General features: G+C 54.9%; 10 protein-coding genes. 8 read left to right on the top strand and 2 right to left on the bottom strand.

Annotated features, from left to right (window positions below; genetic code table 11):
- The first annotated feature begins 53 nt into the window (after positions 1 to 53).
- The 3 genes from NYE33_RS25900 (at position 54) to NYE33_RS25890 (ending at position 2,465) form a co-directional block, all read left to right on the top strand.
- On the top strand, positions 54 to 491 hold the full coding sequence (locus NYE33_RS25900) for a hypothetical protein (protein ID WP_341068752.1): 438 nt from the start codon (positions 54 to 56) through the stop codon (positions 489 to 491).
- A 120-nt stretch (positions 492 to 611) separates the two neighbouring features.
- A complete protein-coding gene (locus NYE33_RS25895) occupies positions 612 to 1,511 on the top strand; it encodes a selenium metabolism-associated LysR family transcriptional regulator (RefSeq protein ID WP_341068192.1) in 900 nt (299 codons plus the stop codon).
- Between the two features lie 93 nt (positions 1,512 to 1,604).
- Complete coding sequence (locus tag NYE33_RS25890; RefSeq protein ID WP_042141104.1) at positions 1,605 to 2,465, top strand: PHP domain-containing protein; 861 nt, start codon at positions 1,605 to 1,607, stop codon at positions 2,463 to 2,465.
- A 154-nt stretch (positions 2,466 to 2,619) separates the two neighbouring features.
- On the opposite strand, the gene NYE33_RS25885 is transcribed toward NYE33_RS25890, so the two are convergent.
- Positions 2,620 to 4,506 (bottom strand): Rqc2 family fibronectin-binding protein, encoded by a 1,887-nt coding sequence (locus NYE33_RS25885; protein WP_042136574.1) that lies wholly within the window; start codon positions 4,504 to 4,506, stop codon positions 2,620 to 2,622.
- Between the two features lie 190 nt (positions 4,507 to 4,696).
- Between NYE33_RS25885 and NYE33_RS25880 the strand changes: the two genes are divergently transcribed.
- From NYE33_RS25880 to NYE33_RS25860, 5 genes are all read left to right on the top strand, one after another.
- A complete protein-coding gene (locus tag NYE33_RS25880; RefSeq protein ID WP_341068190.1) occupies positions 4,697 to 7,507 on the top strand; it encodes a calcium-translocating P-type ATPase, SERCA-type in 2,811 nt (936 codons plus the stop codon).
- Positions 7,508 to 7,619: 112 nt separating this feature from the next.
- Positions 7,620 to 8,456, top strand: coding sequence for a diaminopimelate epimerase (gene dapF, locus NYE33_RS25875; protein ID WP_341068188.1), 837 nt, complete (start codon positions 7,620 to 7,622; stop codon positions 8,454 to 8,456).
- Between the two features lie 530 nt (positions 8,457 to 8,986).
- Complete coding sequence (locus NYE33_RS25870) at positions 8,987 to 10,810, top strand: spore germination protein (RefSeq protein WP_231575360.1); 1,824 nt, start codon at positions 8,987 to 8,989, stop codon at positions 10,808 to 10,810.
- The gene (locus NYE33_RS25865; protein ID WP_052421841.1) at positions 10,794 to 12,008 is read left to right on the top strand and encodes a Ger(x)C family spore germination protein; all 1,215 of its coding nucleotides are present in this window, start codon (positions 10,794 to 10,796) and stop codon (positions 12,006 to 12,008) included. The genes NYE33_RS25870 and NYE33_RS25865 overlap by 17 nt, the downstream gene beginning before the upstream one ends.
- Positions 12,009 to 12,026: 18 nt before the next feature.
- Positions 12,027 to 13,127 carry a GerAB/ArcD/ProY family transporter gene (locus NYE33_RS25860; protein WP_042136580.1) on the top strand — a complete coding sequence of 367 codons (1,101 nt, stop codon included), beginning with the start codon at positions 12,027 to 12,029 and terminating at the stop codon, positions 13,125 to 13,127.
- Here the strand turns inward: NYE33_RS25860 and NYE33_RS25855 are convergent.
- Entirely contained in the window at positions 13,100 to 13,357 is a 258-nt protein-coding gene (locus NYE33_RS25855) for a hypothetical protein (RefSeq protein ID WP_042136582.1), read from the bottom strand. The genes NYE33_RS25860 and NYE33_RS25855 overlap by 28 nt on opposite strands.
- Positions 13,358 to 13,490 lie beyond the last annotated feature (133 nt).

Genomic DNA, 13,490 nt, shown 5'->3' with positions numbered 1-13,490 from the left:
GATTGACAACAATAAGAGCATGCCAAGACCCTTTTACGTGGAGTGTGATGACAATGCATGGCAAGGGGATGGAATGGTGGGGGGCGTATGAGCCCTTCCATATCGTGCTGAATAACTACGGGATTGCCGATATCGTGCTTACCCAGTATGCGAAGAGCCGCTATGCGGACCGGGTCGCTGAGGAGAATAACGGGAACGGCGAAGTGACGGCATGGATCTGGCAATGCTTGAAGCAGAACAGGGTTAGACCCTATTCGCACAGTGAGTATAATGCCTATCTGATCGACGATGATACGGTGATTGTGGTCGATTTCAGGCAGCTTGAGGGCGTAACCACGCTCTCCGGTGAGCCGCTGTACGTCATGGTGGTGGTGTCGTTTCTCGGCCGGATTTCGGCGACTCCCCAGCTGCGGGATCTCAAGAAATACTATTCGTGGCTGCGCCACTCCCGCCGCATGAAGCTGATGAAGAAGCGCCGCAGACGCAAGTAGAAGAGAGTATGGCAACGAAGGCATGCGGCTTATGGCTGCGTGCCCTTTTTTGAAGAATTGCCATTCATTCGAAGCAAATCGCCACTTTGAGTGGTTATTTTGAAAAGGAGTCAGAAAAGCATGAACTTTCACCAGCTACATATTTTTTATACCGTATCCGAACGGGGCAGCTTCTCGGCGGCGGCACTGACGCTGCATATGACACAGCCCGCAGTGACGATGCAGATTCAGGCGCTGGAGGATTATTTCGGAGCCAAGCTGTTTGACCGGTCGACTAAAAAAATAATGCTCTCCGAAGCCGGCCGCACGCTGATGCCATTCGCGCTGCGCAGTATGCAGCTGATGCGGGAGACGGATCAGGCGATGTCAGCCTTCACCCATATGCTGGAGGGCCGGCTGCAGCTGGGCGCGAGCCTGACGATCGGCGAATATGTGCTTCCGCGCCTGCTCGGCCCCTTCGGCAGGGAATACCCGAACATCTCAATCATGATGAAGGTGATGAACACCACGCAGATTATGGAGGAGATTAACAAACACCAGCTGAACTTCGGGCTGATCGAAGCGCCGGTGTCCCATCCGGATATGGTCATCGAGCCCGTTATGGGCGATGAGCTCAAGTTGATCGTTCCGCAGGGTCATACGCTGGCGGACCAGGCTGAAGTTACCCTAAGCGATGCGCTCGGCTATCCGTTCGTGCTGCGTGAGCAGGGCTCAGGGACACGGAGAGTGATGGAAGAGCAGCTGGTAGCGAAGGGGCTTGATCCCGGTGCCATGCGGATTGTGATGGAGCTGGGCAGTACAGGCGCAGTGAAGTCGGCAGTGGAGGCCGGGCTTGGAATTACGATTATTTCAACATCATCGGTTAAGCATGAGGTGGCGCTCGGACTGCTGAAGATTGTCAATCTCACTGATGCCTCGTTCAAACGGCAGTTCTACGCGATTCATCTGAAGTCGACGCTGCTGCCGATTTCGGCTGTAACGTTCCTGACCTTCCTGCGCCAGCATGCGGACGGGCAATAGCTGAATAAGAACGCCGCAGACAAGATATAACTTGGAGAATGGAGGGGCATTCATATGGAAGAGAAGAATAATAACAGTGAACATACGCAGGGAATCGAAGAGGGGCCCGCGCCGGGAAGATGTGATCTGCATAGCCACACACAGGCTTCGGACGGTATGCAGCCTCCGGCTGAGAATGTGCGTCTGGCTTATGAGAAAGGGCTGGCGGCGGTAGCCATTACCGACCATGATACCGTAAGCGGTATTGCAGAAGCGCTGGAAGCCGGTAAGCGGCTGGGAATTACGGTGGTTCCCGGTGTAGAGATCAGTACGCGGGCCGGAGGGAAAGAGATTCACGTGCTCGGCTATTATATCGATACAGAGCAGGAGCTGTTCCTGTCCCGGCTGGAACAGCAGCGGAATACCCGCCTGGGGCGAAATGAGGCAATAATAGACAAGCTTCGCGGGCTGGGGATTGAGATCAGCATGGAGCAGGTGTTATCGGGCATGGGCAGAGAGCTGAAGCCGGATGAGAGTGTTGGCCGGCCGCATATTGCCGATGAGCTAGTGCGCCTGGGAGCGGCAGCGGACATGCGGGATGCGTTCGATAAATATCTGGCTGAAGGTGCAGCGGCGTATGTATCGCCTCCGCGCATCACGCCGGAAACCGCTTGCCGCTGGATACAGGAAGCGGGCGGTGCAGCGGTGCTGGCCCATCCCGGTATTTACGGGGATGATGAACTGGTGCGGAAGATCCTGGAGACCGGTGCTCTGCGCGGAATCGAGGTCTACCATTCCGATCATGGTCCGGCGGAGCATGAGCGTTATCTTGCGCTGGCTGAGGAATTCGGCCTGCTGGTCACCGGCGGCTCGGATTTCCATGGGGCGCGGCATGGCGTGATTTTCCACGGGGATATCGGCAGTGTCCATGTATCCACAGCTGTGCTGGAGCAGTTGAAGGCAGCCCGAAGCTGAGCCTGAACCTGAATGGTAAGCGATCCGCCCTAGGAAAGGCCGGTAGCCTGTGAAAATACCTGCCCTATGAAACTTGTAGGGCGGCAATACCAAAAACAACCTCCATTCCATTGGCGATGATGCCAGTGGCTGGAGGTTGTTTGGTTTCCCGGGGCTAGCTTCGCAGAACGCTTGCCAGACCTTTGATACGCTCTTCATCCGGTGTGACGAATAGCGTCCGCTGATGATCGTAGATGACGAAGCCCGGTTTAGCCCCGCTTGGCTTGCGGACGTACCGGATCAGGGTGCTGTCTACCGGAACGCTGCTCGACTGCTTCGCCTGGCTGAAGTAAGCGGCGAGCTGTGCAGCTTCTTCTAAGGTGGCATCGCCGAATTCCTCGCTGCGGATAACCACATGCGAACCCGGAATGTCTTTGGTGTGCAGCCAGGTATCGTTCGCCGAAGCCAGACGGTTGGTGACATATTCGTTCTGCAGATTGTTTTTGCCTACATAGATGTCGATGCCTTCGGAAGAGGTGAACACCTGCAGGGTAGGGCGGGTCGCCTTCTTCTTCTTTTTGCCCTTTTTGCTGCGGTCACGCAGGTAGCCCTGGCTTACCAGCTCCTCACGGATTTCCTCGATATCATTCAGTGAGGCGTGGGCGAGCTGTTGCTGCAGCGTCTCCATGTAGGCAATCTCCTCATGGGTCTTGAGCAGCTGTTCGCCGATGACCCGCAGGCTGTTCTTATATTTGTTGTATTTCTTGAAATAGCGCTGCGCATTGTCCGTAGGGCTTAAGAGCGGATCTAGCGGAACAGTGATTTCCGCCTGATTCTCATCGTAATAGTTTACTAGCTTTGCCGTCTTATCCCCTTTGTTCAAAGTGTGCAGGGAAGCGAACAGCAGCTCGCCCCAGATCCGGAACTGGTCGGCGTCCTGGGCCTCGTCCAGATCCTTCTGCAGATTGGCAAGCTTCTTGATGTTTTTGCCGCGCTCATTGCCGAGGAAACGGATCAGGTCGCTTACCCGCTGCTTCACGGTATCCTTCTCCGCTTTATCCCCGTAATAATCCTCCAGGCATGTGCTGATGGAGCTGTACTGCTTCACATTCCCGCCCATCAGCTTCAGCGGTATGGCGGAAAAGATCGGTTTGCCTTTGGCATTCAAGCCGGAGACCGGCGAGAACCGGAGCTCCCTAACCGGCTCCATTACAGAATTGAAGGCTTCCCACAGCTGGTCCGGGTGGTTTACCCCGCTGCTGAACTCCTGGGCATCGCCCCCGAGTACCTTGTAGCGGTGGACGATCTCACCGGCAATGAGCGGACTCAGGCCGTTAAAAGCATGCACCAGCCAGCCCGCAGGGTCGTCTGATGGGGAAGGGCCGCCGGAGCCGTCGGCTTTCGGTTCTTCCAGTGAGGCTAGAAGCCCCGCAATCTCGCCCTCGATCATATCCTCCTCAGGCTCCTCCGGATGCTCCGCAGCATACAGGGCAGCTTCTTCTGCCGAAGCCATCAACGAGATGAAAGCGGCCTGGCTTATGCCGAGCGGATTCAGCTTATGCTGCTGCGGCGGCTCGGTATAGGCTGCTCCCGGCATAACGACCCGGTAGCTGCTGATCGACGGGGTGACATGATGAATCCCGTCAATAATCGTGCCGGTGGACAGCTCGGTCAGAATGATGTTGCTATGCCGTCCCATCAGCTCAATGATGATCTTTTTGGCGGAGACATCTCCCAGCTCATCCCGGGTCCTGATAGTGATATGAATGATCCGCTCCATGCCCACCTGCGTGATGCTCTCAATGGTGCCGCCTTCACAATGCTTGCGCATCAGCATGCAGAACATGGGCGCTTCCGCCGGATTGATAGTGCTTCTCTCGGTCAGATGCAGCCGGGGATAGGTCGGATTCGCTGACAGCAGCAGCTTACCGCCGCCGCCCGCACCGCGAAGGGTGAAGATCAGGTCATGTGTGCTGGGTTGATATATTTTGCTGACGCGTGCACCAATGAAGGATTGAAGCTCATGCACGATCGCTTTGGTAACGATACCGTCTAATGCCATGATAAAGTTCTCCTGTCGCCTAAAAATAATGTACTCCCTCTATGATGCCATACTTTCACTCGTTCGCGCAAAAGGAGAAACCGGATGCGGTGATAATTTGGGACGACCATGAATACACTTGGACATGAACAGGTGGAAAAGCTGTGCGCCGCCGGAAGTCAAGAAACGACCGGGAGGGGAAAGATAAGTCATGGAACAAAAAAGTTGGCACCGCCTCGGTGCAGAGGAGCTGCAGGAGATGTTCAGCGTTCATCCGGGAGAGGGTCTGAGTGCTGAGGCTGCTGCAGAGAGACGTAAAGAGAGCGGGTACAATGAGCTGTCGGAGGGCAAAAAGGTATCGCCTGTTATGCTCATGCTCAATCAGTTCAAGGATTTCATGGTGCTGGTGCTGATGGGTGCGACACTGGTATCCGGCCTGCTTGGCGAATATCTCGATGCGATTACGATTATTGCCATTATTCTGCTTAACGGGGTACTCGGTTTCGTACAGGAGTTCCGCGCAGAGCGTTCGCTCCGGGCACTGAAACAGCTGTCTGCCCCGTCTGCCAAGGTATTGCGCAGCGGGAAGCAGGAAGTGATTGCAGCCAAAATGCTGGTCCCCGGTGATATCGTCCTGCTGGAGAGCGGTGACCGTATCCCTGCGGATGTCCGCTGGCTGCAGTGCAGCGCCCTCTACGCCGAAGAATCGGCACTGACGGGGGAATCCTTACCGGTCTCCAAGCATGCGGAGGCGATTCATGCCGAAGAGATTCCCCTTGGCGACCAGAAGAATATCGGCTTCATGGGCACGATGGTGACCCGGGGAACAGGCCGGGCAGTCGTCATCCGCACCGGCATGAATACCGAGATGGGCAAGATTGCTGACCTGATCCAGAATACAGAAACCCAGGAAACGCCGCTGCAGCACCGTCTGGAGCAGCTTGGCAAGATTCTGATCTATGTCTCCCTGGGCCTCACGATTGTCGTTGTTCTTGCAGGGATTCTGCATGGACAGCCCGCACCGGCGATGTTCCTGGCAGGTGTAAGTCTGGCTGTAGCAGCCATTCCGGAAGGTCTTCCGGCGATTGTAACCATTGCTCTTGCCCTGGGTGTCCAGCGGATGATCAAGCGCAAGGCCATCGTACGGAAGCTGCCGTCCGTAGAGACCCTGGGCTGTGCCTCGGTCATTTGCTCAGATAAGACGGGGACGCTCACTCAGAATAAAATGACGGTAACGCGGGTGTGGAACGGCGGACGGAGTCTGGAAGTGACCGGCGAGGGTTATTCGCCTGCGGGACATGTACTCCATAAAGGCAAGCCTGTAGATCTGAAGAATGACCAGAGTCTGCGGCGGATGCTGCAGGTGGGTGCTTTATGCAGTAATGCTGAGATTTTTGAGACTATTGCTGATACACGCGGCAAGAAGAAGGGCAAAGGCGCGGAAGCCGAAAAGGTTGCGGACACCCAGTCTGTGTGGGAGCTTAAGGGAGATCCGACAGAGGGTGCGCTGGTAACCCTGTCTGCCAAAATGGGGTTAACCGCACAAACGCTTGCTGTTACCTATACCCGGGAAACGGAGTTTCCGTTTGATTCAGAACGCAAGCTGATGTCTGTAATCGTCAGCCATCCCGGCGGACGGATGATCTGCACCAAGGGCGCACCTGATGTGCTGCTGAATTGCTGCTCCTATATGCTGTGGGAAGGCGGAGTAGTTCCTTGTACGCCAACCTTGCGCCAGAAGGTGCTGGAGGCCAATGAGGAAATGGCCGGAGGTGCGCTGCGCGTACTGGGGATGGCATACCGCGAGATGCGTACCGGAGAAGTGGCCGGCAGCGAGAAAGAAGCGGAGTGCCAGCTTGTCTTCGTAGGGCTTGCCGGAATGATTGACCCGCCGCGCCGTGAAGTGCACGATGCGATTCAAGTTACCCGCCGGGCCGGAATCAAAACCGTGATGATTACCGGAGACCATGGAACGACTGCGGAAGCAATTGCCCATCAGCTCGGCATTCTGCAGCGTGGGGGAACTGTCCTGACCGGCAGCCAGCTTACCCGGATGGACGATGATGCACTCGACAAAGTATCCGATAACGTCTATGTATACGCCCGGGTATCTCCTGAGCATAAGCTGCGGATTATCAAGTCGCTGCAGCGCCAGGGCCATGTGGTGGCGATGACCGGGGATGGTGTGAACGATGCTCCGGCAATCAAGGCGGCCGATATCGGAATCTCCATGGGTATCACCGGCACGGATGTAACCAAAGAAGCATCATCACTTATCTTAGGGGATGACAATTTCTCGACGATAGTTGCAGCCATTGAAGAAGGCCGGAACATCTATGAGAACATCCGCAAGTTTATCCGCTATCTCTTGGCTTCGAATGTCGGCGAGATTCTGACGATGTTCTTCGCCATGATGCTGGGGCTGCCGCTGCCGCTGGTGCCGATCCAGATTCTCTGGGTCAACCTGGTCACGGATGGACTGCCGGCGATGGCGCTGGGGGTAGACCAGCCGGAGAAGGATTTAATGGAGCACAAGCCGCGCGGAGCCAAGGAAAATATCTTCGCCCGCCGTCTGGGCTGGAAGATCGTCAGCCGCGGTCTGCTGATCGGCCTCTGCACCCTGGCCGCATTCTGGCTGACGCTGCGTATTGCTCCGGATAATGCACAGCAGCTGGTGCGGGCGCAGTCGGTTGCTTTTGCCACACTGGTTATGGCCCAGCTCATCCATGTCTTCGACTGCCGCAGCTCCCGGTCGGTATTCCACCGGAATCCGTTCCAGAACAAAGCGCTGGTGCTCGCCGTTCTGTCATCCGTGATCCTGATGCTGGCCGTTATGTACCTGCCGTTCCTGCAGCCGGTATTCAAAACCGTTCCGCTCAGCTTCCGCGAATGGTGCCTGGTGCTGGTGATGGCCGGCGTCCCGACTTTCCTGATGGGTGCGGGCAGCGTCTGGGGCGGCAAGAAGAACCGCAGCCGCAGCGGCGGACGGCAGATGATAAAAAGTACAAAGTTTTCGGCATAAAATCAATAGCATCACTCCACTCCTTTAAGGTATGCTGGTTACACTGGGATGCTTGGTTTACGATGAACCGGCTGGCATATTTCAAACAAAACTTTTAGGAGTGGACGATACAATGGAATTTACTAAGATGCACGGACTAGGCAATGACTTTATAGTTGTATTCGGCGAAGAGGAGCTGCCGGGCAATGCTTCGGAGCTGGCAGTTACGCTGTGCAACCGGTTCTTCGGCATAGGGGCTGACGGGCTGGTGTACATTCTGCCTTCAGAGCGCGGTGATTATATGATGCGTATCATGAACTCTGACGGCTCGGAAGCCGAGCAATGCGGCAATGCCATCCGCTGTGTCTCCAAATATGTGTATGAGCACGGACTGGTGGAATCGGAGCAGATTGTGATTGAAACGATTGGTGCCGGTGAACAGAAGGTGTCCCTGAAGGTAAAAGATGGTGTGGTGGAGACTGTTACCGTGGATATGGGCGAGCCGGTTCTGTCCGGACTTCAGATTCCTGTAGCGATCGATGCGGAGCCAGTGCTGGATCAGCCGATCGAGGCGGACGGAACGGAATTCAAATTCACCTCCGTATCCATGGGCAATCCGCATGCGGTTATTTATGTAGACGATGCTGTATCCTTCGACCTCGGCACGTGGGGACCGAAGCTGGAAGTACATCCGCTCTTCCCGCGCAAAGTAAATGTGGAGTTTGCTACCGTTGTGGACCGCGGACATGTGGATATGCGTGTCTGGGAGCGCGGTGCCGGACCTACGCTGGCCTGCGGAACCGGAGCCTGTGCCACTCTGGTCTCCTCCGTACTGAACGGGGTAACGGACCGTTCAGCCTGGATCAGCCTGAAGGGCGGCGACCTGTTCATCGAGTGGAATGAGGAAGATAATCATGTGTATATGACCGGTCCTGCACAGGTGGTGTATACCGGTTCGGTGGATATTTAAGCCGGATTAAACACCAATAGCAATAGATATGGAATCCCCCGCGAGCTGCGAGCTTACGGGGGATTTCTGCATCCGCCGCCGGGGCTTCCCCCGGTGGAATTTGAACTTTTCGCTGCGGCTGGAGCACGATTTCCCTGATGAACTCCGCCAATTGCACCATAGCCCGCCATTTTTTAAAAATCCTGCCCGAAATACAACATTTCCCACGTTAATCAGCTCCAAATCCGGAATTGTTGTACGAAAAGCAGCATTTCACCTCCTCCAACCCACTTTGCGAGATAATTCCTGTATTTCATACAACAATCCTCTAGAATGCCCCGGTATCTATGAGCCAAAGCTGTAATACGTGCAACATTTTGCCGGTGTGGCGTGAATTCAAGTGGCGTGAATTTAAGCGGCGTGAACTTAAGAATCTCAATTCAGCCCATTGATACCCGGGAGCTCCAGGCCTAAGGGAACCCAGCCGAATAATGGCAAGGATATCCGCGAATAATAGAACTCTGCATGAGCATGGGAGGGATGAGGCGGATATGAAGTCATGGTCCAATAAACATAAACAGACAACAGCTGCAGCTCCGGCGAACCGGCCAGCTGAAGGCGGAACTCCTGATCTGTCCGATAACGTTGCCCGGAATCTGGATAATATGCAGTCTGAGCTTGGCGGCAGTCCGGATCTCAAAGTCCGCAGAATCCAGATCGGGGGAGAACGCCGGATTGAAGCGGCGGCAATCCACCTCAGCGGATTGGCCGATACGGTGGCCGTTAACGAATTTGTGATTGGCTCGCTGCTGGGCAATACGGAGGACCTGTTCCCGGACGATTCGGACGATATGGTAACAGCCAGCGATCAAGCCGCACCGGAGACCAGCCATGGCGGTGCAGCAGCTTCCGGCACCGCCGCTCGGGCGGAAGCTGCAATTAACGCCACAGCTGAGTCTGCTGCTAACTCCGCTGCTAAGTCTGCCCCCATATTCACCGCAGAGCCCGGCACCGGACGCTCCACCCTTCCGCAGCTGATTCTAAACCGCGCCCTGGAAATCGGCGACGCGGTACTTCAGGAGGGATGGAAGGATATCATGTTGGCCGTTCTCTCAGGCGACACCGTTATATTGCTGGAGGGATACCGGACAGCTATTATCTGCGAGACCCGGGGCGGAGAGCAGCGCTCGGTCAGCGAGCCTTCCTCACAGCTTGTGGTCCGGGGGCCGAAGGATGGTTTTGTAGAGTCAGTGGCCACGAACATCTCACTGATCCGCCGCCGGATCAAATCGCCCAAGCTGCGTCTGGAATACATGAAGATAGGTACAGAAACACAGACCCATGTGGCTCTGATGTATATGAAGGGGATAGCCGGAGAAGATCTGATCCGGGAAGTCAGGGAACGTCTGCATAAGATAGCCCTAGATGAAGTGCTGGAGTCGGGCTTCATTGAAGAATTAATTCAGGATAAGACGTTCACACCGTTTCCTACCATATACAATTCGGAACGGCCGGATGTGGCGGCAGGTAATCTGCTGGAAGGCAGAGTGGTCATTATTGTCGACGGAACCCCGTTTGTCCTGATCCTTCCGGCAGTGTTCACACAGTTTTTTCAGTCTGCAGAGGATTATTCCCAGCGTTTTGATATCGCCATTTTGATGCGGGTCATCCGTTATGTCAGCTTTCTGGTCCTGATTCTCGGACCTTCCGTTTATCTGGCACTGACTACCTATCATTATGAGATGATACCGACAACACTGCTGATCAATCTGCTCTCGCAGCGGGAGAATGTACCTTTCCCGGCTTTTGTGGAGGTGCTGCTGATGGAAACGGCTTTTGAGATTCTCCGGGAAGCCGGAGTGCGGATGCCCCGTGTCATCGGGCAAACGGTATCCGTTGTCGGTGCGCTTATCCTGGGAACCGCTGTGGTGGAAGCGGGGATCATTACACCGATCATGGTTATCGTGGTAGCGTTGACCGGGATTGCCAGCTTTGCCATTCCGGCGTATAACATGGCGATTGCCGGTAGGCTTATCCGGTTTGCTTTTCTGATCATGGCAAGCATGTTCGGCTTCTACGGGATTACGCTGGCACTGATTGTACTAGTGGCACATATGAACAGCCTGCGTTCCTTCGGCATTCCCTATCTGTCCCCGTTCGTGCCTCTTTCGGTCAAAGGGCAGAAGGATACGATTCTCAGGCTGCCGCTCTGGCTGATGGGCCCCCGCAAATCACCGCAGCAGATGCGCGCAGAGCTGCCTGAATACATGCAGCTAACAACGGGCTATGACGAGCAGCTGTCTCCGCTCATTCTCAAGAATAATACCGCTGCCAGGCAGCAGGCCGAAGGTGAACAACATGAAACTGATGAATAAGATAACCGTCATCCCTGGACTGCTGCTGGCTCTTCTGCCGCTGCTCCTGCTTACCGGCTGCTGGGACAATGTGGAGCTTAACCGACGGGCCATTGTCTCAGGGGTAGCCATCGACCGGGGGCCGACCGAGGCCGAGAAATACCGGCTGTCTTTTCAGGTCATCGTTGCTGAGGAAATTTCCGGGGAGAATGCCCGTGGGATTTCCCCGGTTGCCATGTACACAGGTACCGGCCGGACGATGTTCGAGGCACTGGCCGATGCTTCCCGGCAAACAGCGCGTTTCTTATCCCTGGGGCATGTACGGGTGCTGGTGGTGTCCGAGGAGCTTGCCCGTGAAGGAATCAAGGATATCCTGGATGTGCTGGAGCGGGAGAGTGATACCAGGCTCACCAGTCTGATCTTTATCGCCAAAGGACAGCCGGCGCATGAACTGATGTCGACGATGACTGTGTTCAGCAAAATCCCCGCGAATGATCTGGTGGAGAAGCTGGAGACGACCTCGAAGCAGTTCGGCTACAACTTCCGGATGGAGGTGGATGATGTGATCCGCGGGGTTCAGCTCACAGGAGGCGGACCTATTATCAATGGGGTGTTTACGAGCGGAAGCAGGGAGGGCGCAGACACCAACGATAACCTGAAAAGCATTTCACCCAAGAACATTCTGAGAATTTCAGGACTGGCAGCGTTCAAGGACGATAAGATGAAAGGCTGGCTGGACGGCGACGCCGCGCTGGGCACCGTTCTTTTGCATAACAAAATCAAAGAGTTTCCCGTTGTAATCAAGGACAAAGAAGGCGGCTATCTGTCTTTCAATGTCTATCAGTCCCAGGTAACCTTGAAGGCGGCTGTTACAGATCCGGAGCATCCGGTCATTATCGTGAAAATCAGACAACAGGCTGCGATTAAGGAATCTGCCAATTCCCTGGACCTTACTTCACCGGAGGTACTGGAGGGATTGTCTGAACAGCTGACCGAGGAAACGATCAAGCAGATTAAGGCAGCAATTGCTTCAGCCCGGGAGTTCAAAAGCGATTATCTCGGCTTCGGCCAGGTGCTGCAGCGGACCCATCCGCGCGGCTGGAAGCAGGTCAAGGATCATTGGGAGGATATTTTTGCAGCCTGTGAAGTCCAATTTGACGCAGATGCCGTCATCCGGCATACGGATATGCGCAGCAACTCTTTTCAGATCAACAAATAAATCCGGGGAGGTCTACATATGGGGACGATCAAAATTGGACTGGGCCAGTTCTTCTGCTTGACCGTTTTGTTTGAGCTGGGAACGGCACTGGTTGTCAATCTGGGCATGGAGTCCGGCAGGGATGCCTGGCTCTCGATTCTGGTCGGCTGTGTGGCCGGTCTGATCGTGTTCACGGGTTATGCCTATCTGTACCGCAAGCACCCCGACATGCCATTTACCGCCTATACGCGGCAATTGCTCGGCAAATATATCGGAACCCCGGTGGCCATACTGTACATCATTCTCTACATTAACCTTGCCGCCCGGGATTTGCGCGATGGCAGCACTATGCTCGCTATGGCAACCATGCACAACACTCCGCTGTTTATTCTCAGCACGCTGATGGTGCTCTCGGGGGCGTATGTGCTGCATAAAGGCGTGGAGGTGCTGAGCAGGACTTCGGTGGTTTTTGCGCTTGTCGTGATGCTGATCGGCTTGTTCGGCACAATTATGCTGGTGCTCTCGGGGTCTATCAATTTGCACAGACTGCTGCCCGTGCTCGAGAATGGCCTCCAGCCTGTGCTGGTCTCGGTGGCGCATCAGAATTACATGTTTCCGTTCGGTGAGATGGTTTGCTTCACCATGCTGATGCCCTATTTGTCCAGTGTCAAAAAAGGACCATGGGTCATCGCCGCCGGTATCCTCTTCTCCGCCATTCTGCTCAGCTTCACTATGGCCTTGAATATTTCAGTCCTGGGTGAGGATATTGTGGAGCGCTCGCCGCTGCCGCTGATGCCGACGATCAGCAAGATTTCGATCTCGGATTTCATCCAGCGTGTGGATATATTTGTAGTGATGGTGCTGATTATCGGGGTGTTTTTCAAAATGGCTGTGTTCTTTGCCGCTGCACTGGTCGGTATTTCGGAGCTGTTCCATATGCCTTTCCGCCGGATGCTGTATCCTTGTGCGCTGATTATTCTGTTCACCTCCATGCTGGATGCCCGCAGCTTTACAGAGCATCTGGATGAGGGCGGAGGTCTTTTATATTTGGTGTATCCTTTTTTCATGCTGGTTGTTCCGGCGGTGCTGGTGGTGATGGCGGCAGTCCGGGCTCATTTCTCTGCACCGCGTCCGGGCTGAGTTCCGCGTATCCAGTAGACGGCATCCGGCACGATCATGCAGAGGATCAGCACTGTTGCGGTCAGCTTCTCGGAAGCAGTATAGAGCAGGTAATCGAAAATGTAGCCGATATTATCCAGCCCGTACCCGAAAAGCCAATCCCCCAGATACAAATACAGCAGCGAGAGGGCGGACAGCAGCAGGATGACAGCATATTTGCGCAGCAGCAGCTTACGGGTGTTTTTTTTCATTGGACAGGCTCCTCTGTAAAAGAATAGGAGTAGTATGAATCATTTGCCGGTATGCCATGCAAAGGGCGTCTGTTTCCGCTGATCAAAGCTTATCATCCATCCCGTTTTATGTTACATTAGTATGAAACTAATG

Origin of the sequence: Paenibacillus sp. FSL R10-2199, assembly GCF_038000235.1 — a bacterium.
In the GTDB taxonomy this organism is placed as follows: domain Bacteria; phylum Bacillota; class Bacilli; order Paenibacillales; family Paenibacillaceae; genus Paenibacillus_AQ; species Paenibacillus_AQ phytohabitans.
The sequence above is the reverse complement of the archived record's forward strand: the minus strand, read 5'-3'. Positions and strand labels throughout refer to the sequence as shown.